We start from the raw sequence: 23,462 nt of genomic DNA, 5'->3' as shown, positions 1-23,462 counted from the left end.
TCTCATGAAGTTTAACGGGCAAGATATTAATCAGGTTGCAGTCATTGGTTTAGGAATGACTGGCCGCTCTTGCGCGTCCTATTTATTAAAACAAGAGATTGTTCCATTGCTGGTTGATACGCGAGTTGGTTTAGACAACAGCGCACTCAAACAGGAGTTTCCTCTGTGTGAGATTGTTCTGGCTAACTTAGATGACATTGACTTTTCAACCTATCAATTACTCGTTGTTAGCCCTGGTATTTCGATTAAACAAGCTGCGTTTGAGAAAGCACGAGCACAGGGTTGTATTATCGCAGGTGATATAGAGTTATTCGCTCATTCTGTAGATGCACCTGTCGTTGCAATAACAGGCTCTAATGGCAAAACAACAGTAACTTCATTATTAGAAGCAATGGCCAGCGCTAGCGGCGTCAAGGCTGTCGCAGCTGGTAATATTGGCGTACCTGTACTAGACGTCGTCACTGACAAATCCATTGAGTTGTTCATCTTAGAGTTATCAAGTTTTCAATTAGAAACCACTGATAACTTGCATCTTAAGGCTGCCACTGTCCTGAACATCAGTGATGATCACATGGATAGATATAGCGATATCGATGATTACGCGCAGGCCAAACAACGTATTTATCGTCATTGCGAGACGCCAATCGCTAATCGTCAAGATTCATTAACGCATCTCATTGATGCTCGCGGCCAGTCTTTTGGATTAGATTGTCCTGCCAATAATAATGAATTTGGGCTCAAAGATGGCTATTTAATGCAAGGGGAACAACAATTACTGGCTGTTGATGAAATGGCTATGGTTGGTCAACACAATCAACTCAATGCTTTAGCAGCTATTGCCTTAGGCAAATACGTTGGCTTGTCTATGGATGCTATGTTGTCGATCTTACGAGAATTTACGGGATTAGAACATCGTTGTCAGCTGATTCCTAGTAGTGACGGCATTGTTTGGCTTAATGATTCAAAAGCAACTAACGTTGGCGCTACGTTAGCCGCGCTTGACGGGTTACAAACCCATCAAGGGAATATTGTGCTCATTGCTGGTGGCGATGCAAAGGGGGGGGATTTATCACCATTGACCCAATCATTCGAGCAACAAATCAGTGAGCTAATAGTGATGGGTAAGGATGCGGAATTATTTAGCGAAATTCGCAATGATGCGCATCATGTTGAGTCAATGCAAGCGGCAGTAATGCTTGCAAATACCTTCGTCAATGCGGGGGACATTGTGCTACTTTCTCCTGCTTGTGCCAGCATCGATATGTTTGCGAATTATATGGAACGTGGTCAGCAGTTTATGGATGCCGTAGGGAGGGTCAATGAGTACTAAGCAAATGAACTTTTTCCCAGCGTCCTTCACTTCAATTTTTAAAGAAATTAAAGGAGAGCGCGCTGCTAAACATGTTCCTCTATATGATCGAACCTTGTTTGCGCTTGTATGCTCACTTATTTTAATTGGCTTTGTCATTGTTGCGTCTGCGTCAATGCCAGAAGGACAACGCCTGACAGGTAATCCGTTCCATTTTATTCAACGTCACGCATTTTACGTAGCTGGTTCGATAATGATTATGGTTATTGGTTTACAAATACCGATGAAAGTATGGCAAAAGTACAGCGGTTGGATTCTCCTACTGTCCATTTTGGCGCTTATTTTGGTGATCGTTGCTGGTAAAACCGTTAATGGTAGCCAACGTTGGCTTGCGCTTGGTCCGATAAATATTCAAGTGTCTGAAATTGCTAAGCTGACATTCTTTTGCTATCTCGCTGCCTACATCGTTCGTCGTCATACCGAAGTCACTGAACGTGCTAAAGGCTTTTATAAGCCCTTAGCTGTATTTGTCATTATTGCCGCATTAATTCTAAAGCAGCCTGATTTGGGGACCGTGGTGGTGATGTTTGTAACCACCGTAGGAATGCTGTTTTTAGCAGGTGCCAAAATTCGAGATTTCTTTGCACTGATTATCGTTGGTGTATCCTTGGTTGTCGGATTAATCATCTTTGAGCCATACCGTATGGCGCGAGTAACGTCATTTTTAGATCCGTGGCAAGATCCTTTCGGTAAGGGTTATCAATTAACTCAATCACTGATGGCATTTGGACGTGGTGATTGGCTAGGGCAAGGGCTAGGTAACTCAATTCAAAAGCTAGAATATTTACCTGAAGCTCATACTGACTTTATTTTTGCCATTTGGGCCGAAGAAACAGGCTTAATTGGTGTCTTTGCTTTATTAATTCTTCAATTAGTATTAGCATTGCGCGCTTTAAATATTGGCCGAAAAGCCATATTAGCAGAGCACTATTTTACAGGGTATTTAGCCATGGGAATTGGTTTGTGGCTAAGCTTTCAAGCGGCTGTTAATACTGGCGCCGCAAGTGGTATTTTACCAACTAAAGGTTTGACGTTGCCATTAGTGAGTTATGGCGGCAGTAGTTTATGGGTTATGACCTTGGCAATCGTTATTTTATTAAGAATTGATCATGAACGCAGGCTCTACTGTGTGCAAGCGACGCATCGAGGAGCATCATAATGAGTAAGCGTTTATTAGTGATGGCTGGTGGTACTGGTGGTCATGTTTTTCCAGGGCTTGCAGTGGCAAATATGTTGCGAGAGCAGGGTTGGGAAATTCACTGGCTTGGTTGTGCCACGCGAATGGAAGCTGATTTAGTACCAAAACACAATATTGATATTTCATACATTGATGTTGAAGGCGTGCGCGGTAATGGAATTGTTAGATTACTTAAAGCACCGTTTAAGCTGATGCGATCAGTATGGCAGGCAAAACGCGTGATAAAGCAGTTTAAGCCAGATGTAATATTGGGCATGGGCGGTTTTGCGAGTGGGCCAGGTGGTATTGCCTCAAAAATCGCTGGCATTCCTTTAGTGTTGCATGAACAGAATGCAGTTGCCGGCATGACCAACCGATATTTAGCTAAGATGGCCACTAAGGTAATGGTAGCTTTCGATGGCGCCTTGCAAGAACACAAGCCGCAGGTTGTTGGTAATCCTGTGCGACAAGATATTGTTAATCTGGGCCGATTGTCGCCACAACAATCTGAAATGCAGTCAAAAGAACCGTTAAAAATATTATTAATTGGTGGCAGTTTGGGAGCGCGAGCGCTCAATGAAATGCTGCCTCAAACATTACTATTATTGAGTGACGTTGACTTGGTACTGAAACACCAAGCCGGTAAGAATAACAGTGAAGGTGTTATCAACGCATATAAAGCGTCTGTTGATGATTGTGAAAGTTATATTCAAGTCAGCGATTTTATTGATGATATGGCCGCTGCCTATCAATGGGCTGATATGATTATTTGCCGTGCTGGAGCACTGACAGTATCGGAAGTTGCTGCGGTTGGGTTGCCAGCGATTTTTGTTCCACTGCCTTATGCCGTGGATGATCATCAAACTAAAAACGCACAAGCGTTAAGTGACCAAGGCGCTGCGGTTGTTTTGCAGCAATCTTTAATGACTCCGCAGTCATTGAGTGAACAGATTAAGGCCATGAATATTAATGGTCAATTAGAAAAAATGCATCACGCAAGCGACTCGCTTGCTATTGTGGATGCGACAGAACAGGTAGCGAGTGCCATTGCGCATTTAGCGCATACTGATTTTGTTGCACCAAAGAAAACGGAAGTAGTTTAATGACAAAGATTTGCAGCGATAAGCTTAGCCAATTACGCCAACGTGTACCTCAGATGAGACGCGTTGACCGTATCCATTTCATCGGCATTGGTGGTGCAGGGATGGGTGGTATTGCTGAAGTATTAGCTAATGAAGGCTATCAGGTGACGGGATCAGACCAAGCGACTAATCGTGTTACTTCACGTTTGAGTGATTTAGGAGCAACGGTTTATCTTGGGCACAGCGGTGAACAAGTCGAAGGTGCCTGTGTTGTTGTAGTTTCAACAGCCATTGATGAGTCGAATCCTGAAATTATTCGCGCCAAAGAATTGCGTATTCCTATTGTTCAGCGAGCACAAATGTTGGCTGAGTTAATGCGATTTAGGCATGGTATTGCAGTTGCGGGAACGCACGGCAAGACAACAACAACCAGTTTAACGGCGAGCATATTTGCCAAAGCACAACTTGATCCAACTTATGTTATTGGTGGGCTGTTAAATAGCTCTGGTACCAACGCTAAATTGGGCTGTAGCGAGTATTTAATTGCAGAAGCTGATGAAAGTGATGCGTCATTCCTTCATTTACAGCCAATGGTCACTATCGTTACCAACATTGAAGCGGATCATATGGATACGTATCAAGGTGACTTTAGCAAACTTGAAGATACCTTCATTGAGTTTATGCATAACCTACCATTCTACGGTTTAGCAGTGCTATGCATTGATGATCCTATTAACCGTCAATTGTTGCCACGTATATCTCGTCATGTGACGACGTATGGCTTTAGTGAAGATGCCGATTTACGTGCATCAGATTTTTCACAGGCAGCCAATAGCAGTAGTTTTGTTTTACATCGTAAAAATCACGAACCGCTTGCTCTTACACTTAATCTTCCTGGTCGTCACAACGTATTAAATGCCATGGCTGCTATTGCGGTAGCAATGGATAGTGAAATCAGTGATAAAGATATTGTCGATGCACTGAGTGAGTTTCAAGGTATTGGTCGCCGCTTTGAACAGTTAGGTAATTTTGATACCGAGCAAGGTAAAGTCATGCTAGTCGATGATTATGGGCATCACCCAAGTGAAGTTGCCGCTACGATAAAAGCCGCTCGTGACGGGTGGCCAGATAATCGTTTGGTCATGATTTATCAGCCCCATCGTTATACCCGTACTCGGGATCTCTATGAAGACTTTGTTGATGTTTTATCACAAGTAGACGAATTGATTTTGTTAGAAGTTTACAGTGCTGGCGAAGATCCTATTGTTGGTGCTGATAGCCGCGCATTATGTCGCAGTATTCGCGCTCATAGTTCATTGGAACCAATTTTCGTTTCTGACATCGAACATTTGCCGCCGCGATTGACACAAATTATGCAAGATGGTGATTTAGTATTAACGCAAGGTGCGGGTAATGTTGGCGTATTAGCTAAACGCTTAAGTGCAATGGCACTAGATATTAATAAAATGAATGAAAGAGGACCACAATAATGGCTGAGTTTGGAAAAGTGGCCGTTATGTTCGGTGGTAATAGCGCCGAACGTGAGATTTCCCTAATGTCGGGACAAGCTGTATTGGACGGATTACAAGCCAATGGTGTTGATGCCCATGCGTTTGATCCAAAAAATACGCCGCTAAGTGAATTGACCGACCAAGGTTATGAACGCGTCTTTAATGTATTACATGGTCGCGGCGGTGAAGATGGCACAATACAAGGTGCGTTGGAATTTTTAAACATTCCATATACTGGCTCTGGTGTACTTGGCGCTGCACTAGCGATGGACAAAATCAAGACCAAACAGGTGTGGTGTGCGCTTGGACTGCCGACTGCAAAATTTGTAGTCGTTTGTGGCAAGCAAACAATTGACTATCAAGCGATCTTAGATGAACTCGGCGGTGTTGTGATGGTAAAGCCTGCTAATGAAGGGTCTAGTATCGGCATGGCAAAAGTCGATAATGTTAGCGATCTTAAATCCGCTATTTCGGGTGCTACTGAGTTTGATAATGAGATATTACTTGAACAATGGATCGATGGCGGCGAATACACGGTATCAATTCTAGGCGACAAAGCATTGCCAGCTATTCACATGACGACGCCGAATGACTTTTACGATTATCAAGCTAAATATCAATCGGATAATACACAATATCATTGTCCTTGTGGCCTGCCTGCTGATGAAGAGAAAGAATTAGGTGACATTGCTGTCAAAGCTTTTAACGCAGTTAATGCTAAAGGCTGGGGACGAGTCGACTTTATGTGCGGTCAAGATGGCCAATGGTACCTATTAGAAGTTAATACAGTGCCGGGAATGACAACATCAAGTTTGGTGCCTAAGGCAGCTAAAGAAGCTGGCTTGTCATTTAATCAATTAGTTAATGAGATTCTTGAACAAACGTTGGTGAAATAAATTTGTGAGTAAAAGGCAGCTAACACGGTGGCAAAAGTTCAAATTGGTCGATCACTTCTATTGGAGTGGTGTGCTGTTTTTTGGCCTAGTCATCGTATTTATTGTGTACTTGGGTCATAAAATGACCGATAAGATGATGAATGCACAAGATATGCCTGTATCAACACTACAAATTATTGGGACAAGGCCGTATAGTAGCGACCTAGAAATTCACCAAGTGTTGTGGGAACTCAGTGAGAATGAAAGTTTTTTCTCGTTGAATGTAGAAGATGTCCAACAACGATTGGAAAATATTCCATGGATTAAGCGGGTTGCGGTGAGACGTCAATGGCCAAATGGGTTGATTATTCATGTTACTGATCAATCCCCCGTTGCTTATTGGAATGAAACACAATTATTAAATGATAGTGGCGAAGTGTTTAGTGCACCGACTGACCGGATAAGCTCATGGCTACCGCATTTTTCAGGTGCTGATGATATTGCTAGTAATGTGTTATCAGGTTATCGCGCATTATGGCCGTTATTAGAAAGTGAAGGGTTAACATTAAGCGAAATTTCGCTCACACCACGCCAGTCATGGAATGTGACACTGGCAAATGGCAGTAAATTAGTTCTTGGCCGTGGTAACGATGTCATTAGAAACGTGAGAATGGAACGTTTCTTAAAGGTTTATAAACATGTTTTACCGCAAGGTAAGCAAATTGATTATGTTGATTTACGTTACGACGCAGGGTTCGCCGTTAATTGGAAGAAACAGCTAGGAGATACAGCCAACAATGAGCAAGGCTAATGAAAGAGATCTAATCGTTGGATTAGATATCGGTACATCAAAAGTCGCCGTAATTATCGGAGAAATCCTAGCCGATGGCGATCTTAGTATTGTTGGAATCGGTAGTCAGAAATCCAAAGGCATGGAGAAAGCTGGCGTTAATGATCTCGATTCTGTGGTTAAAGCAGTACAACGTGCATTAGATGAAGCTGAGTTAATGGCTGATTGTCAGGTGACTTCGGTTAACTTGAGTATTTCTGGTAAACACATTGCTTGTCAAAATGAAAAAGGCATGGTGTCAATCAATGATGAAGAAGTAACGCAATACGACGTTGATAGCGTGATACATACCGCTCGCTCCGTAAAAGTATCTGATGATCGCCGCATTCTTCATGTCATGCCAACCGAGTATGCGATTGACGTGCAAGAAGGCATAAAATCGCCAATCGGTATGTCAGGTATGCGGATGGAAGCTCAAGTGCACATGGTGACGTGTGCAAGTGACATGGCAAAAAATATTGAAAAGTGTGTCCAGCGCTGTGGGCTGAAAGTCGATGAACTCGTATTTTCTGCTATCGCATCAAGTTACAGCGTACTAACTGACGATGAAAAAGACTTAGGTGTTTGTTTGGTTGATATGGGCGGTGGCACAATGGATATCGCTGTGTATACCAACGGTTCACTGCGTCATAGCGCAGTCATTCCAGTTGCCGGTGCACAGGTTACTTCTGATATTGCCAAAATTTTTAGAACGCCGTTATCTCATGCCGAAGATATAAAGATTGGTCATGCCTGTGCACTCAGCCAATTGGTTGGGCAAGAAGATAATATTGAAGTGCCATCTGTTGGTGGTCGTCCGACGCGTACAATGTCACGTCATACATTGGCAGAAGTGGTAGAGCCGCGTTATCAAGAGCTTTACGAATTAATACTAAATGAATTAACGCAAGCTGGTTTTAGTGAGCAGATTGCAGCAGGTATCGTCTTAACTGGCGGTACTGCGAAAATTGAAGGAGCTGTTGAGTTTGCTGAGGCCTGTTTTGGCATGCCAGTTAGATTAGCAAACCCAATGCCAGTCAAAGGATTAAGTGACTACGTACAAGATCCAAGTTATGCCGCTGGTGTAGGCTTATTAAAGTTTGGCAGCGTCATGCGAGAAAATGCACGTAGTGAAGAGACACAAAGTAGCGGAGTGAGTTTTGTCAGCCGCATTAAAAATTGGATAAAAGGCGAGTTTTAATTGTTATCCACAATTAAGGTTTGTTAATTAAGCGCAACGGAGAGAAGTTATGTTTGAATTAATGTCAGATCACGCAGAAGAAGCGGTCATAAAGGTAATCGGTGTTGGCGGTGGTGGCGGTAACGCTATCGAGCACATGGTTAAGAGAACAATTGAAGGTGTTGAATTTATTGTCGCGAATACAGATGCTCAGGCACTGCGTAATTCGTCGGCAGAAAGCACAATCCAAATCGGTAAAGGTACAACAAAAGGACTTGGCGCTGGCGCCAATCCACAAGTTGGCCGTGAAGCTGCAATTGAAGATAAAGAAGCTATCATGGCAGCACTTGATGGTGCTGATATGGTCTTTATTGCTGCCGGAATGGGCGGTGGTACGGGTACTGGTGCTGCACCTGTTGTTGCCGAAGTTGCTAAAGAAATGGGTATTTTAACGGTTGCTGTAGTCACCAAACCATTTAATTTTGAAGGCAAAAAGCGTTTAAATTATGCCGAGCAAGGCATTGACATGTTAAGTGAATGTGTTGACTCATTGATTACTATACCAAACGACAAGCTATTGAAAGTTTTAGGTAAGGGTACAGGTCTATTACAAGCATTCGAAGAAGCAAATAATGTCTTACTTGGTGCTGTTCAAGGTATTGCCGAACTTATCACGCGTTCAGGTCTAATCAACGTGGATTTCGCCGACGTTAAAACTGTAATGGCTGAAATGGGTACTGCAATGATGGGTACTGGTATCGCAAGTGGTGACGAACGTGCTGATGAAGCCGCAGAGCTTGCGATTTCAAGCCCATTACTTGAAGATATCGATTTAGCAGGTGCTCGCGGTATTCTGGTTAATATCACGGCTGGAATGGACATCAGTATTGATGAGTTTGAGACTGTAGGTAACGCTGTTAAAGGGTTTGCTTCTGAAAATGCGACTGTTGTTGTTGGTGCTGTTATTGATCCTGATATGACCGATGAACTACGTGTCACTGTAGTTGCAACAGGTATCGGCGCTGAAGCGCAACCAGATATTAAACTCGTGAAGCCAGAAGAAGTTGTTGCAGCGCCACAACCAATTCAAGCTGAACCAGCTGCTGAAGAAGATACTATGGCTGCTGCTGTTAATAGTCAGCCACAGAGCACTAATAATGGTGGCTTGGAATACTTAGATATTCCTGCGTTTTTACGCAAACAAGCAGATTAATCTGCCGTTAAGCTACGGATCGCGATAGTACAAAAACTGTTGGCGAGCTCACTGTCCTAAACATTGCCTAATTCGTTCGTTTGTTTGAAAGGCGCGTTTTATGATAGAATGCCCGCCGTTGTAGATGTAGACATCAGATAGGGGTTGCTAATTTATGATTAAGCAAAGAACATTAGGTCAAGAAATTGATGCCGTTGGCGTAGGCTTACACTCGGGTGAAAAAGTTACCTTGGTATTAAAACCTGCACCGGTTAACACGGGTATTATTTATCGCCGAACAGATTTAACACCACACGTGGATATTCCAGGTGATGGTATGCTAGTTCGTGAAACGACGTTATGTACCTGTCTGATTGACGATGCTGGCCATAAGATTTCTACGGTTGAACATATTTCTTCAGCCTTGGCGGCATTTGGTATTGATAATGCCATCATCGAAGTTGATGCGCCTGAAATTCCAATTATGGATGGCAGTGCGAGTCCTTTTGTATTTTTATTACAATCTGCTGGTGTGCAAGAGCAAAACTCTCCCAAGCGCTTTATACGAATTAAGAAACCAATTCGTATAGAAGATGGCGATAAGTGGGCTGAATTTACTCCTTATGAAGGATTTAAAGTTGACTACGCTATCGACTTTGCACATCCAGAAATTAGTAATACTAAGCAACATTTAACAATGGACTTTACTAAAGCATCATTTGTACGTGAAATATCTCGTGCTCGTACCTTTGGTTTTATGAGTGACATCGAATTATTACGTGCTAATAACCTAGCATTAGGTGGCAGCATGGAAAATGCCGTTGTTTTAGATGAATATCGCGTATTAAATCCAGATGGTTTACGTGTTGACGATGAGTTCGTTAAGCACAAGGTGTTAGATGCCATTGGCGATCTTTACTTAGCGGGTCACAGTATTATTGGTGAGTTTAAAGCCTTTAAAGCTGGTCATGCAATTAACAATATGTTGGTTCGTGAAATGTTAGCGCAAGCTGATTGTTTTGAAATGGTGACTTTTGAAGAAGAAGAAACCTCACCAATTTGTTATGGCGAGACTCATTTAGTTACCGCTTAACTATCAAATTATTTATCACGATCAGCTAATTTAGCTAATCGTGATAAAGTTGCCGCCAGCTCTGGTGGTGCGTGTTCGGCCAAAGCAACAAGATGTTGCGCCGTATCAGCCGATATTTTCCTTGGGTTCGGTTTAGGTTCTTCAGGTTTTTCATTAAACAGCTGTGGGTTAACAATAAGCTCAATAGTATGTAATGAAGGCAAAATGTGTTCTTGCATATGAGATAGAATGGACTGACTTAACTGCAATAATCTCGTTTTCCATACGCCTGATGCCACCTCAATAACTAAGATCCCTTGACGTAAGTTGGCTACTCTGCAATATTCTTCACAATCTGGAATAAGTTGTGTTGTTAAAAATTGGTTAATAACTTGTAATTGACCCGCTTTTTGTTGTATTTTGGCCAGCTTACCGGATTTAGCTGTTAATACATCTTGCAGTGTGTCTGGATTATAGCGTGATTTCATAAGCGTTTTGAACAAGAGAGAGTAGGTATGAGTGTAGCAATTAACGAGTCGTCTAACCATTCAAAAGTAAAGACGACCGAGTCATTTTCAATTTTCTCTATTAGTGTAAAAAAAATCGCAGCTGTTGCTTTACTTCAACTTAGTGTAATCGCGGTGACTGGATATTTTACTTATCAATACTATGTTGAGCCTGCATTATTATCTCATGCAATCGATGAGAAGAGTGAACATCTAGTTAATCAACAAACGCAAGTTGATACGTTGAAAATTCAAACAACCGCTCAATTGTCTTTGCTAGCTCAACGTATGGGGATTCTCACCGCGCGAATGAACCGTATCGATGCATTAGGCGAACGACTCGCAAAATCTGCTGACTATAGTGAATTTAACTTTGCGCAGTTGCCTGCTGTTGGTGGGCCTGAACAATATTCAGGTATTGAACAAAGCAGTGAGTTATCAGCCTTGTTATCTCAAATGGATATCTTATTACTTCATATTGATAGCCAACAAGACCAGCTTAATTTATTAGAAACAGTGATGCTTAATCACGAAATCCATGATGATAGTTTAATCGCGGGTCGACCAATCAATCGCGGTTGGTTGTCGTCACTATATGGTATGCGAAATGATCCGTTTAATGGCAAGCTAACAATGCATAAAGGTGTCGATTTTGCTGGTAAAGACGGCGATGATGTTATGGCCACTGGCGCAGGCGTCGTTACATGGTCTGGTCGTCGCTATGGTTATGGGTTATTAGTTGAAGTTGACCATGGTGCAGGGTTGAAAACCCGCTATGCTCATGCCAAAGAGCTTAAGGTCAATGTTGGTGATGTTGTGTCCAAAGGTGAAGTCATTGCATTAATGGGTAACACTGGTCGTTCAACAGGGGCACACGTCCACTATGAAGTGTTGAAAAAGGACAAGCAGATTAACCCGCGTAAGTATATTTATCGTTAATCCTCATTAGATAATTTAAGCCGCTGTTCTCAGCGGCTTTTTTATTTTATGGCGGCATTGAAATGTTATTTTTCATCCCCATTTCTTGTTATGTATCCGTAGTGCAGTTGATTTAAATTTGTAGAACCGATAATAAACCTAACTTTCCTATTAGTGAGGTGAATTAGGGGTATCTTATCTAGCTTAAATCAATAATAATAAGCGGCGAAAAATTAAGAATAAGATTGGCAGTGCACGTCAATCGCCAGTCAATAAAAAAATATGGCCAATTAGATGTTAACAAAGATTTTTACTTCAGTATTTGGTAGCAAGAATGACCGTACGCTTAAAAAGATGCGTAAAGTTGTTGCCTTAGTCAATGAGTTAGAGAAAGAAATAGAAGCGCTGTCTGACGACGAGCTAAAACAAAAAACTGCTTACTTTAAAGAGCAATTAGAAGCAGGTAAAACCTTAGATGATATTTTGCCTGAAGCATTCGCGGTTGTTCGCGAAGCGAGTAAGCGTGTATTCGAAATGCGTCACTTTGACGTTCAGCTTATTGGCGGCATGGTTTTACAATCAGGTCGTATCGCCGAGATGCGTACAGGTGAAGGTAAAACATTAACAGCTACGTTAGCTGCATACCTAAATGGCCTAACAGGTAAAGGTGTTCACGTTATTACCGTGAATGATTATCTTGCGGCGCGTGATGCTAATAACAACCGTCCGTTATTTGAATTTTTAGGAATGTCTGTTGGTATTTGTGTGTCTGGTATGGGACACGAAGAAAAGCAAGCGGCTTACAACAGTGATATTACGTACGGTACCAATAACGAATTCGGTTTTGATTACCTTCGCGATAACATGGCGTTTTCACCTGAAGAGCGTGTTCAGCGTCCATTAAATTTCGCCATCATCGATGAAGTTGATTCGATTTTAATTGATGAAGCTCGTACGCCGCTTATCATTTCTGGTGCGGCGGAAGATAGCTCTGAATTATATCGTAAAATTAACGAGTTAATCCCTCAGCTAACTAAGCAAGATAAAGAAGATACCGAAGAATACACTGGCGATGGTCACTACACTGTTGATGAAAAATCTAAACAGGTTCATTTGACTGAAACCGGCCAAGTGTTCGTTGAAGAGATGCTACAAGAAAATGGATTAATGGGTGAATTTGACTCGTTATTCTCAGCGGCAAATATTAGCTTATTGCATCATGTAAATGCGGCATTGCGTGCGCATGTCTTGTTTGAGCGTGACGTTGATTACATCGTTAAAAACGGCGAAGTTATCATTGTTGATGAGCATACTGGTCGTACAATGGAAGGTCGTCGTTGGTCTGAAGGCTTACACCAAGCCATTGAAGCGCTTGAAGGCGTTGACATTCAAAACGAAAACCAAACCCTTGCATCGATTACATTCCAGAACTATTTCCGTATTTACGAAAAATTATCTGGTATGACAGGTACAGCCGATACCGAAGCATTTGAATTCCAGCATATTTATGGCCTAGACACTGTTGTTATTCCAACAAACCGTGACATGGTTCGTAATGATATGGCTGATTTGATTTTCATGTCAGCAAAAGAGAAATATGAAGCCATTATTGTTGATATCAAAGCATGTCAAGAGCGTGGTCAACCGTCGCTAGTTGGTACTATTTCAATTGAATCCTCTGAGTATTTATCTGATTTACTAAGAAAAGAGAAAATTGAACATAGTGTACTTAATGCTAAATTTCACCAACAAGAAGCTGAAATTATCGCCAAAGCTGGTGAGCCTGGGCGTGTAACTATTGCAACTAATATGGCTGGTCGTGGTACAGATATCGTACTGGGTGGTAACTGGCAAGCACAAATCGAAGGCATGAAAGAGCCAACTGAAAAACAAATTGCTCATATTAAAGAGCAATGGCAAATTCAGCACGATAAAGTGTTAGACGCAGGTGGTTTGTACATTTTAGGTACCGAACGTCACGAATCTCGTCGTATTGATAATCAATTACGTGGCCGTGCAGGTCGTCAAGGTGATGCTGGTGCATCGCGCTTCTATCTGTCGATGGAAGATAGCTTGATGCGTATATTCGCCTCTGAGCGCATGACTGGCATGATGAAAAAGCTTGGTATGGAATACGGTGAGTCAATTGAGCATCCGTGGGTGAATCGAGCGATTGAAAATGCACAGCGTAAAGTTGAAGGTCGTAACTTTGATATGCGTAAGCAGCTGCTTGAGTATGATGATGTTGCTAATGATCAGCGTAAAGTGATTTACGAACAACGTAACGAATTAATGGACGAAGCTGATGTGTCAGCAACCATTAATAATATTCGCGGCGATGTTGTTGAAAAGACTATTCGTCAATACATTCCAGTGCAATCACTTGAAGAGCAGTGGGATGTTGAAGGGCTTGAAGAGCGTTTAAAAGAAGATTTCTTAGTTGAAATGCCTATTGGTCAGATGTTGAAAGACGACGACAAACTTCATGAAGAAAATCTTGTTGAGAAAATTCAAGAAGTGGTAGGCCAAGCTTACGAGCTTAAAGAGCAAATGGTTGGTAGTGATGTACTACGTCAGTTTGAAAAAGCTGTTATGTTGCAAACGCTTGATGGCTTGTGGAAAGACCATTTAGCGGCGATGGACCATTTACGCCAAGGTATTCATTTACGTGGTTATGCACAAAAGAATCCAAAGCAGGAATTTAAACGTGAGTCGTTTGAGTTATTCCAAGATTTATTAGAATCGCTTAAAACTGATGTCATTGTTTTATTATCTAAAATTCAAGTTCAAAGCCAAGAAGATGTTGATGCAGTTGAAGAGCAACGACGTCAACAAGAAGCTACAGAGCTAGAGTTCCAGCACCCAAGTGCCGGTGAAGAAGACGAGAGTCACGGACAGAATGCTCAACAGACGGTTATTCGTGAGACCGAAAAAGTTGGCCGTAATGAACCTTGTCCTTGTGGCTCAGGTAAGAAATACAAACAGTGTCACGGTAAATTGAGCTAGTAGTTTGTTAGTTTAACACCGTAAAAATGCCAATTAGTTTTGCTAATTGGCATTTTTTTTATCTCGAATAAAGGATTAATTTGTAGGGGAACATCACTACATCATCAATTATCTTATCTACTTTATTAGCGCAACTGATTGTTACTGTCACTATGACTATTTCATTGAGACTCGAGGGGGAGTGGATTGGATAGTGGGGCACTGGCTTGTGGTTCTAATGATAATCTTAGAGTTTCGCGTGCGAATTTAAGCTCATAAGTAGAATGAGTGAGAAATGATTTTAATACTAGGGTCTGTTGTCCTTTGTGGTTCAAACTTTGTTCAATCTAAAAAGGTTTTGGGCACATGTTCATTGTTCCAGACTGAACATAAGCACCCACATCCTTGTGGGCGAGGCATGAGGATTGATGCTGGGTTTACCCCAGTGAATGACGAATAACGCCGCACAAAATACTTTTAGGTGAATCCTACGGACAGCATTTGTTTGTTATTTCTGCGGCGTTATCGCCTATTCGTGTATTGCTACAGGGATGTAGCTCATTAGGATAATGCAGGAGTTATTATCGAGCCAGCTACACCACATAGGCTCTGCCTTGTAGACACCCCAAACAAATTGCTGCAAAAATGAACTCAAAAGATCAACAGACCCTAACGTGCCTCCATAAAAAAGCCGCCGTGATATTGCTATCACGACGGCTTGTTATTTATAAATGGGGTTAGCTAACTTTTGTTAGCGCGCCGCCTTTGAGTTGATATTGACTCGTTTCAACCATGCCAAGGAAGTCATCACGCTTATCATAGAAGCTTGTTGTGACGTAATTAACATCATCCGACGTTGTTGGGAACTGATGGAAATCAACGGTGAAGCTGTCGCTATCTGCTGTTACTACACCAATACCGTGCTTCCATAGCTCTGACATTTTTAACGTGGTAGGGACGTCACTGCGTGTAGTCGCTGTTTGAGTTAACAAGTTAAAGAATGGATTTAGTGCTTTAAAGGTTGCTGCTGACTCAGGTGCTAGCGAAGATGCTAGTCCTTGAAGTGCGTCATCAATAAAGGTGCCTTGTGTACCCGATGAGATAGACGATGCGGTAAATCCATAACTACGAAGACCTGTAATACTGCTTGGCGCATGCTCACTAACGTAACTTGAATGAACATCACCTGATAGGGTAATCACACCAGCGGCACTTAATAAATCATTGGTAAGTTTTGCTTTAGCTTGCGGGAAACCATCCCAGTGATCGGCATTGACGTAAAAACGGTTCTTAAACAGTGCTGGAATTGCATCAGAGTCGAACATTCCTTCGAGTTGTGGAATACCAGTTGATACGCGGTCGCTACTCAAATCAAAGATTAGTGGTGCAAATGATACTGAGCTACCCATAACTTTCCACGTTGCTGTCGATGTCATCACTTGTTGACTTAGCCATGCCGTTTGTTTATCACCAAAGGCATTTTGTGATTGTGGATCAATCGATGCTTTATAACCAGCGTAAAGATCAAATACGTCTTTAACAACCATGTAACGACTGCCAAGTTTAGAGAATAGTGCGGCTTTACCTAATGTCATATAACCAATACCGCGCTCTAGACCGTCACTGCTAATAACATCAAGGTTATAAACGGCTTTTAATGAGGCTGGTATCTGTTTAATGATTTCATTGAGGTAATTAATAACAAGTTTACCACTAACCACTTTAGTCGCCATTGCTGCGCCTTTAGTCGACGCAGTTTTTGCATCATCACCAACAATTGACATGTAATCAGCTTTGTAAAGGCCTGCAACCACATCGGTTAGTACGGTTTTAAGTACGTTGTACTGTGGCGCGTCAATATCGATATACGCCATAAATGTCGCTTGAACAAAGGCCGTAGCGTTTGCCAAAGGAATACTCTTAGCTTGGGCAATAACAGCTGATGTTGTTGCTTGATCCATGACTACAGTGCCAGGAAAAGCATCTTCAGGAATTAAATGATCAGGGCGATGTGTTCTAAAGTCAGTCATTAACAATTTAACGTGTTTACCAAAATCAAAGTCGCGGTAAATTGTTGTATTCGGGAATAAATGATCTTCTGAAATGGCAAGTTCGCCTTTTCCTAAATCGACAGTTTTGTCACTGGCGTACTCATGATCGATTGGCATATATTCAAAATATACGCGCTCTGAGTTTTGCTTGCGTTGTAAATTTTTCTCATCACTTGCACCATCAGTCGTGGTTGCAACATTCTGCCAGCTATCATCACTAAATTCGTGATCGTCCCAAATTGCAATCATTGGGAAGTTTTCATGAACCTCTCGCAACACTTCGTCACTGCGGTAAGTTTTATACAGTTCACGGTAGTTAGACATGCTTTGCGCAGAATAATAAGCTTTGTCGCCTTGGCCTATTTTTATTGCGCCGTCAGTATCACTGAACTCAAATGAGCGACCATCTACATTTTGAAATTCTGGATCGCCCGTCGTTTCATAAATGTAATCACCAAGGTGCACAACAAAATCAAGCTCAGGTTGGTTTAACACTGACAGATAAGCATTGTAGAAACGGCCTACGTAGTCTTGACAGCTTACAAAAGCAAATTTTACTGCTTGGTCCGCACTTGTCTCAGGCGCTGTTTTAGTACGACCTACATTTGTGACGTATTGAACTTCATCGTTAATGTAAACAAAGCGGTAGTAATAGGTAGTGTATGGGTCTAAATCAGTTACACGGACTTTTAAACAATGGTCATTGTCTTTGTATGCATTGAGCATTTCATCCACACGAATGTCTGTGAACTCTTTGTCAGTAGCGACTTGCAACTGCACTTTAATGTCATCAGCAGCCATGTCTTCAACACGAGTCCATAAAATCACACTATCGGGCTTTGGATCTCCAGACATTAATGATTGAGGGAAAAACTGTGCTCCCGGCTGTAAACCCGTTGGTTTAGGTGTCGGAGTTGGTGCTGGCGGCGGCGTTGGTGCTGGTGAACTATTAGATGAACCGCCACAGCCGGCAAGACCACCCAAAGCAACGGCTGAAGCACTGACCACAATAGTGGACAGGAATTTACGGCGTGTATAACTCATTACTAAAATCCTTTGTTTATTATTTTTGTTGTTATACCAATTGCATTAAATATTTGCCCACTTGTACTTGTTAAAATTAACTAAAATGGCGTTGCTCTCAATCCTAATAGCCAGCTATTAGTCAATCGAGCGCCTTGTTTTAGCTGATTTTCTCTACGCACAACAAGATCACTTACTTAATGCAATTAATGGTATTAATGTAAGTCCTAGACTCTCATCATCGAGTTTATGTCGTGATTTAGCACTTTAAAAGGGATTTTTGAAGATATTAAGACAAAGTTCTAATTTGGCGCAAAAGGTAAAACTAACGCACTAATATGGTGCGACCTTGTTAGTGTTTAGATACTTTAAAAGTATCATTTTTCTTTTGTAACAATAGGTTACTAACTTGGTATGGCTCTTGTAACTATTTGTTTAATTAAATTAAAAACTATAAGGGCTCATCATGAAACTAATTATCGCCATCATTAAGCCATTCAAGCTTGATGATGTGAGAAATTCTATTAGCGAAGCAGGTATCGAAGGATTAACTGTCTCTGAAGTACGCGGCTTCGGTCGTCAAAAAGGACACACGGAGTTGTATCGCGGCGCTGAATATCAAGTTGATTTCCTACCAAAGATGAAACTAGAAATAGCCTGTGAAGATCAAAATGTTGATCGGGTTATTGAAGCTATTACTACGGCTGCTCACACGGGAAAAATCGGTGATGGCAAAATATTTGTGACGAATTTAGAACAATCGATTCGTATTAGAACTAATGAAATTGGCTGTGAAGCGCTATAAGGAGCAATGATGGAAGAATTAACTAAACTAGGCACGACTGTTACCGAACTTCGCTTTGCCTTAGATACATTTTACTTTTTAATGTCTGGCGTTCTCGTGATGTGGATGGCTGCCGGTTTTGCCATGTTAGAAGCAGGTCTTGTTCGCTCTAAAAATACGACTGAAATTTTAACGAAAAATATTTGTTTGTATGCCATCGCTTGTACCATGTTTTTACTGGTTGGCTATAACATCATGTATGTCGATAATGCAGAAGGTGGTTGGTTACCATCAATCGCTGGCTTTATTGGTGCTCAAGCTGATGGCGCAGATCATGCGTTGGAATCAGACTTCTTTTTCCAAGTGGTGTTTGTTGCAACAGCCATGTCGATTGTCTCTGGTGCTGTTGCTGAACGCATGAAACTTTGGGCGTTTTTAGCTTTTACCGTTGTCTTGACTGGTTTTATTTATCCAGTTGAAGGTTACTGGACCTGGGGCGGTGGTTTTGTTTCTGCGCTAGGTTTTGTTGATTTCGCAGGCTCAGGAATTGTGCACATGGCTGGTGCTGCTGCCGCAGTCGCTGGTGTGCTATTACTAGGCGCACGTAAAGGAAAGTATGGCCCTAACGGTCAAGTTAATCCGATACCTGGTTCTAATTTACCAATGGCAACTTTAGGAACATTTATCTTATGGATGGGATGGTTTGGTTTTAATGGTGGTTCGCAGTTATTGGTTTCAGATGCCGAAAACGCATCGTCAGTGGCTAAAATATTTTTGAATACGAACAGTGCCGCAGCATTAGGCGCCATCAGTGCATTAATCGTCTGTCGATTATTATGGGGTAAGGCTGATTTGACGATGATTTTAAATGGCGCACTCGCTGGACTAGTCGCTATTACCGCTGATCCATTATCACCATCATTACCTGTTGCTGCTTTAATTGGATTACTGGCAGGTGGTTTAGTTGTATTTTCAATCGTGATGCTTGATAAGGTGTGTTTTGATGATCCTGTCGGCGCGGTTTCAGTGCATGGTGTTGCAGGTTTCTTCGGGTTAATGTTAGTACCATTTAGTAATGCTGACGCCACATTTTTAGGTCAATTGGCGGGCGCAGCAATTATCTTTGCTTGGGTATTTGGTGCAAGCTTTGTCGTCTGGTTAGCACTTAAAAAGACCATGGGTATCCGTGTTAGCGAAGAAGAAGAATACCTTGGTATGGATATTGCTGATTGTGGAGTAGATGCCTATCCAGAGTTTGTCACTGTAAAGGGGAGCTAATTCATTTAGTACTCAGGTATAGCAAAGAAAATACAAGGCCCGTGATGAATTGGCATCATGGGCTTTGTCATTTTGGGTGTAGCTTGGGTATTCATCCCTTGCTATGATGCGCCTTAATAATTGTTATTAATGAAATCACCATGAAACATATTCATATTTTAGGTATTTGCGGCACCTTTATGGGCGGCATTGCGATATTAGCTCGCGAATTAGGATTTAGAGTCACCGGTAGTGATGCAAATGTATATCCACCAATGAGCACTCAACTTCAAGAAAGTGGTATAGAGTTGATTGAAGGATACGATCCATGTCAGTTGGAGCCAGCACCTGATTTAGTGGTGGTTGGTAATGCGATGAGTCGCGGCAATCCTTGTGTTGAGTTTATGCTCGACCGCAATATTCCTTATACATCAGGGCCGCAGTGGCTGCTTGCGAACTTGCTTAAAGATCGTTGGGTCATTGCCTTGTCTGGCACCCATGGTAAAACAACAACAGCAAGCATGGTAGCGTGGATATTAGAAGATAATAATCAGCAGCCCGGTTTTCTAATTGGTGGTGTGCCACAATGTCTTGGTGTATCAGCAAAATTAGGTGACGCGCCATTTTTTGTCGTTGAAGCAGATGAATACGATAGTGCTTTTTTTGATAAGCGATCTAAATTCGTCCATTACCGTCCACGTACGTTGGTGATTAATAATCTTGAATTTGATCACGCCGATATTTTCCCTGATTTAGCAGCGATTGAACGTCAGTTTCATCACCTCATCAGAATGGTGCCGAGTAATGGATTAGTCATTTCTCCTACCGACACTAAATCCTGTGATGATGTCTTGGCAATGGGCTGCTGGAGTGAGACGCAAACCATGGGTGACAATGGCGATTGGTCTTATCAACTGCTTAATGCAGATGGTTCAAGTTTCAAGGTTTGTTATCAAGGAAAGTTTGTTGGACAGCTAGATTGGGATCTTATTGGAAAGCACAATGTTCAAAATGCTTTAATGTCTATTGCTGCTGCACGGCATGTGGGCATCGGGCCTGCACAAGCCATTGATTCTTTATCACGGTTTATTAACGCAAAACGCCGTTTAGAAACTAAAGGCTGTGTTAATGATGTAACGGTTTATGATGATTTTGCCCATCACCCCACTGCTATTCACACAACACTTGAAGGTTTGCGAGCTAACGTTGGTCAACAGCGTATTTTTGCTATTCTAGAGCCACGTTCTAATACCATGAAGCAAGGTGTTCATCAGCACACGTTATTTAATTCGATGACAGAAGCTGACGCGATATTTTTGTATCAACCAGACGATATACATTGGAATATGCGAGAGATGGTTTCGGAAAACTCACCAGAAACTATCATTGAAAATCAACTCGATAAATTGGTTGAGCACATTGTTGAGCAAGCTCAGCCTCATGATCATTTGTTAGTGATGAGTAATGGCGGTTTTGGCGGTATACACCAAAAGTTACTCGACGCATTAGCGTCAAAGGAGACGGTATAATGGCAACCTTTAAAAGGCGTGTAACACTCGCACTTACCGGTGCTTCTGGTGCACCATACGGCTTGAGATTGCTGCAACAATTGCTCGCTGCGAATACCCAAGTTTATTTATTGTTATCTGATGCTGCAAAAATTGTGTTAGCAACGGAAGCTGACTTTGACATTCCAGCTGAGCATGATGCTGCACAAACGTTTTTAAATGACCATTTTAATGGGCTAGATAATCAAATCCAGTTACTTGAAAAAAGTGATTGGTTTAGCGCACCAGCTTCTGGTTCATCCTCGCCAAAACAGATGGTTATCTGTCCGTGCTCAATGGGAACTCTGTCAGCAATTAGTCATGGTGCGAGCAACAATCTCATTGAACGTGCTGCGGATGTAGTGTTAAAAGAGCGCGGTCAATTATTGATTGCATGGCGTGAAAGTCCTTTATCGTCGATACATTTAGAGAATATGTTAAGTCTATCTAAGCTTGGCGTAACCTTAATGCCGTTAGCGCCTGGCTTTTATCACAAGCCACAATCACTTGAAGAGATTATTGATTTCATGGTGGCTAGAATATTAGATCACCTAGATATCGAACAAACGCTTGTACTTCCTTGGATGTCTGAAAATAAATAGTGATCTTGATCACAAGTGTGTGTTGGCTATTAGCGTTGCTAATCGTTAATAGCTAGGATCCCATCGTCTAAAACCTGTTAGGAATCGAGATGATTAAACACACTACCGAAGTGATGATCAGCAAACAAGAAATCGACGACAAAGTTGTTGAGCTTGGCAAACTTATTGAGACCCACTACAAAGATTCAGAAAATTTATTAATGGTTGCGTTATTACGCGGCTCTGTGGTCTTTTTAGCGGATTTATGTCGTGCTGTCGACTTACCATTATCTATCGATTTCATGACGGTATCGAGCTATGGTTCGAGCATGGAAAGTACCCGCGATGTAAAAATACTTAAAGATTTAACGGAAAGCATTAAAGATCGTGATGTGATTATTGTTGAAGATATCATTGATACAGGTAACACGTTATCTAAAGTGGTAGAAATTCTGTCGTTACGTGGACCAAAATCATTAACGCTTTGTACATTGCTTGATAAACCATCGCGTCGTGAAGTTGAAGTAGACGTTGATTGGATTGGTTTTAGTATTCCTGATGAGTTTGTTGTTGGTTACGGCATTGATTATGCTGAAAAATATCGTAACTTACCTCATGTTGCTAAGGTTATTCCATTAGAAGACTAGTGGTCATGCGGCGTTAACGGCAACACAACATTACGTTTGTTAATTGCTGCAGTAATCTCAGGCACTAAATGTGCGTGTTTCTTATGAAGATAATGTATCAGGTTGATATGTCTTAGCATGGGAGATACGCGCTTAATATTATCGTTACTAAAGTGATTGCTGATTATTTCATTGGCGCGTTGCTCAGTGCTTATGACGTAGTCAACACGATCTAAGGTCAGTAATTTAAATTTATTAAGGGTTCCGCCAACTCGCAATACATAGCGAGGAAATTGGCCAACAAATCGCTCTTCCCATTGAACACCACGATGCATCCCTACGTTAAAGCGCAAAATATCTTCAGGTTGTTTAAAATCAGTTTTTCCGTGTACGGTATAAGCGTAAGCAGATAGCTGATACAAGGTAATTGGAATCGGAATTAGATTTGGATAGTTTTCCTCAATGCCTTCCATACGCAATAATTCACCATCGACATTTCCCTGATTGCTAAACACTAACGACCGTTTTGAAGGTAATGCCATTACCTCTAGTTCTATGCCCAATTCTCGATAAATTGGTGATAGAAAATTAAAAACATGTTGCTGAATTTCACTCGTTTTAATTTGACCAAGAGTGATTTTTTCAGGAAATTTAGATGGGTTGACTATAGGTGCAATGAGAGAAGCATCGTGATTTTGAGAGCAGACGATGGTTGATACCATGCTAGCGCATAGAATCAATATACCGTTGATAATTTTTCGTGTCATTCATATACTCCATCGCCATCTTTCTCGATGCTACTACATTCCTATTTGGCAATAGTAATCAATTTGCCGATTAAACTAAACACTCTAGATAAAATTTATAAGCGCTGTAACAAAAGTGTCATAAAGTATG

At 41.6% G+C, this 23,462-nt stretch carries 19 protein-coding genes; 16 read left to right on the top strand and 3 right to left on the bottom strand.

All coding sequences use genetic code 11. The features are described from left to right. Positions 1 to 4 precede the first annotated feature (4 nt). The 9 genes from murD to lpxC all read left to right on the top strand — a co-directional run bounded on the left by murD (position 5) and on the right by lpxC (position 10,308). A complete protein-coding gene (gene murD, locus ACMAZF_RS14455; RefSeq protein ID WP_435274481.1) occupies positions 5 to 1,330 on the top strand; it encodes a UDP-N-acetylmuramoyl-L-alanine--D-glutamate ligase in 1,326 nt (441 codons plus the stop codon). Then, complete coding sequence (ftsW, locus tag ACMAZF_RS14450) at positions 1,320 to 2,528, top strand: cell division protein FtsW (RefSeq protein ID WP_435274480.1); 1,209 nt, start codon at positions 1,320 to 1,322, stop codon at positions 2,526 to 2,528. Before murD ends, ftsW begins: the two co-directional genes overlap by 11 nt. After that, complete coding sequence (murG, locus tag ACMAZF_RS14445) at positions 2,528 to 3,649, top strand: undecaprenyldiphospho-muramoylpentapeptide beta-N-acetylglucosaminyltransferase (protein ID WP_435274479.1); 1,122 nt, start codon at positions 2,528 to 2,530, stop codon at positions 3,647 to 3,649. The genes ftsW and murG overlap by 1 nt, the downstream gene beginning before the upstream one ends. Then, positions 3,649 to 5,118, top strand: a complete 1,470-nt coding sequence (gene murC, locus ACMAZF_RS14440; protein ID WP_435274478.1) for a UDP-N-acetylmuramate--L-alanine ligase — start codon at positions 3,649 to 3,651, stop codon at positions 5,116 to 5,118. The genes murG and murC overlap by 1 nt, the downstream gene beginning before the upstream one ends. After that, positions 5,118 to 6,035 (top strand): D-alanine--D-alanine ligase, encoded by a 918-nt coding sequence (locus tag ACMAZF_RS14435; RefSeq protein ID WP_435274477.1) that lies wholly within the window; start codon positions 5,118 to 5,120, stop codon positions 6,033 to 6,035. The genes murC and ACMAZF_RS14435 overlap by 1 nt, the downstream gene beginning before the upstream one ends. A 121-nt stretch (positions 6,036 to 6,156) precedes the next feature. Further along, positions 6,157 to 6,825, top strand: coding sequence for a cell division protein FtsQ/DivIB (locus ACMAZF_RS14430; RefSeq protein ID WP_435274476.1), 669 nt, complete (start codon positions 6,157 to 6,159; stop codon positions 6,823 to 6,825). After that, positions 6,812 to 8,044 (top strand): cell division protein FtsA, encoded by a 1,233-nt coding sequence (gene ftsA / locus ACMAZF_RS14425; RefSeq protein WP_435274475.1) that lies wholly within the window; start codon positions 6,812 to 6,814, stop codon positions 8,042 to 8,044. Before ACMAZF_RS14430 ends, ftsA begins: the two co-directional genes overlap by 14 nt. Before the next feature lie 49 nt (positions 8,045 to 8,093). Further along, positions 8,094 to 9,236: a cell division protein FtsZ gene (gene ftsZ, locus ACMAZF_RS14420; protein ID WP_435274474.1), complete on the top strand. Its 1,143-nt coding sequence runs from the start codon at positions 8,094 to 8,096 to the stop codon at positions 9,234 to 9,236. A 154-nt stretch (positions 9,237 to 9,390) separates the two neighbouring features. Continuing rightward, positions 9,391 to 10,308 (top strand): UDP-3-O-acyl-N-acetylglucosamine deacetylase, encoded by a 918-nt coding sequence (gene lpxC / locus ACMAZF_RS14415; protein WP_435274473.1) that lies wholly within the window; start codon positions 9,391 to 9,393, stop codon positions 10,306 to 10,308. Positions 10,309 to 10,316: 8 nt separating this feature from the next. Here lpxC and ACMAZF_RS14410 read toward each other — a convergent pair whose 3' ends face one another. Next, positions 10,317 to 10,775 carry a DUF721 domain-containing protein gene (locus ACMAZF_RS14410; protein WP_435274472.1) on the bottom strand — a complete coding sequence of 153 codons (459 nt, stop codon included), beginning with the start codon at positions 10,773 to 10,775 and terminating at the stop codon, positions 10,317 to 10,319. A gap of 27 nt (positions 10,776 to 10,802) precedes the next feature. On the opposite strand from ACMAZF_RS14410, the gene ACMAZF_RS14405 reads away from it, so the two are divergent. Then, the gene (locus tag ACMAZF_RS14405) at positions 10,803 to 11,732 is read left to right on the top strand and encodes a M23 family metallopeptidase (protein ID WP_435274471.1); all 930 of its coding nucleotides are present in this window, start codon (positions 10,803 to 10,805) and stop codon (positions 11,730 to 11,732) included. 273 nt (positions 11,733 to 12,005) lie between these two features. Then, complete coding sequence (gene secA, locus ACMAZF_RS14400; RefSeq protein ID WP_435274470.1) at positions 12,006 to 14,717, top strand: preprotein translocase subunit SecA; 2,712 nt, start codon at positions 12,006 to 12,008, stop codon at positions 14,715 to 14,717. A 716-nt stretch (positions 14,718 to 15,433) separates the two neighbouring features. Here the strand turns inward: secA and ACMAZF_RS14395 are convergent. Then, complete coding sequence (locus ACMAZF_RS14395) at positions 15,434 to 17,791, bottom strand: alkaline phosphatase D family protein (RefSeq protein ID WP_435274469.1); 2,358 nt, start codon at positions 17,789 to 17,791, stop codon at positions 15,434 to 15,436. Between the two features lie 445 nt (positions 17,792 to 18,236). On the opposite strand from ACMAZF_RS14395, the gene ACMAZF_RS14390 reads away from it, so the two are divergent. The 5 genes from ACMAZF_RS14390 (at position 18,237) to hpt (ending at position 22,586) form a co-directional block, all read left to right on the top strand. Beyond that, positions 18,237 to 18,575 (top strand): P-II family nitrogen regulator, encoded by a 339-nt coding sequence (locus ACMAZF_RS14390; protein WP_435274468.1) that lies wholly within the window; start codon positions 18,237 to 18,239, stop codon positions 18,573 to 18,575. 9 nt (positions 18,576 to 18,584) lie between these two features. Continuing rightward, on the top strand, positions 18,585 to 19,832 hold the full coding sequence (locus tag ACMAZF_RS14385) for an ammonium transporter (RefSeq protein ID WP_435277256.1): 1,248 nt from the start codon (positions 18,585 to 18,587) through the stop codon (positions 19,830 to 19,832). Positions 19,833 to 19,972: 140 nt separating this feature from the next. Continuing rightward, positions 19,973 to 21,340 (top strand): UDP-N-acetylmuramate:L-alanyl-gamma-D-glutamyl-meso-diaminopimelate ligase, encoded by a 1,368-nt coding sequence (mpl, locus tag ACMAZF_RS14380; RefSeq protein ID WP_435274467.1) that lies wholly within the window; start codon positions 19,973 to 19,975, stop codon positions 21,338 to 21,340. Further along, a complete protein-coding gene (locus ACMAZF_RS14375; RefSeq protein WP_435274466.1) occupies positions 21,340 to 21,960 on the top strand; it encodes a flavin prenyltransferase UbiX in 621 nt (206 codons plus the stop codon). The genes mpl and ACMAZF_RS14375 overlap by 1 nt, the downstream gene beginning before the upstream one ends. A gap of 92 nt (positions 21,961 to 22,052) precedes the next feature. Beyond that, entirely contained in the window at positions 22,053 to 22,586 is a 534-nt protein-coding gene (hpt, locus tag ACMAZF_RS14370; protein WP_435277255.1) for a hypoxanthine phosphoribosyltransferase, read from the top strand. Here the strand turns inward: hpt and ACMAZF_RS14365 are convergent. Then, entirely contained in the window at positions 22,583 to 23,332 is a 750-nt protein-coding gene (locus ACMAZF_RS14365) for a hypothetical protein (protein WP_435274465.1), read from the bottom strand. The genes hpt and ACMAZF_RS14365 overlap by 4 nt on opposite strands. Between the last annotated feature and the right edge of the window lie 130 nt (positions 23,333 to 23,462).

The sequence above is a fragment of the Psychrobium sp. nBUS_13 genome (assembly GCF_051201665.1).
GTDB lineage: Bacteria > Pseudomonadota > Gammaproteobacteria > Enterobacterales > Psychrobiaceae > Psychrobium.
This window is presented reverse-complemented; position numbering and strand designations above follow the sequence as displayed.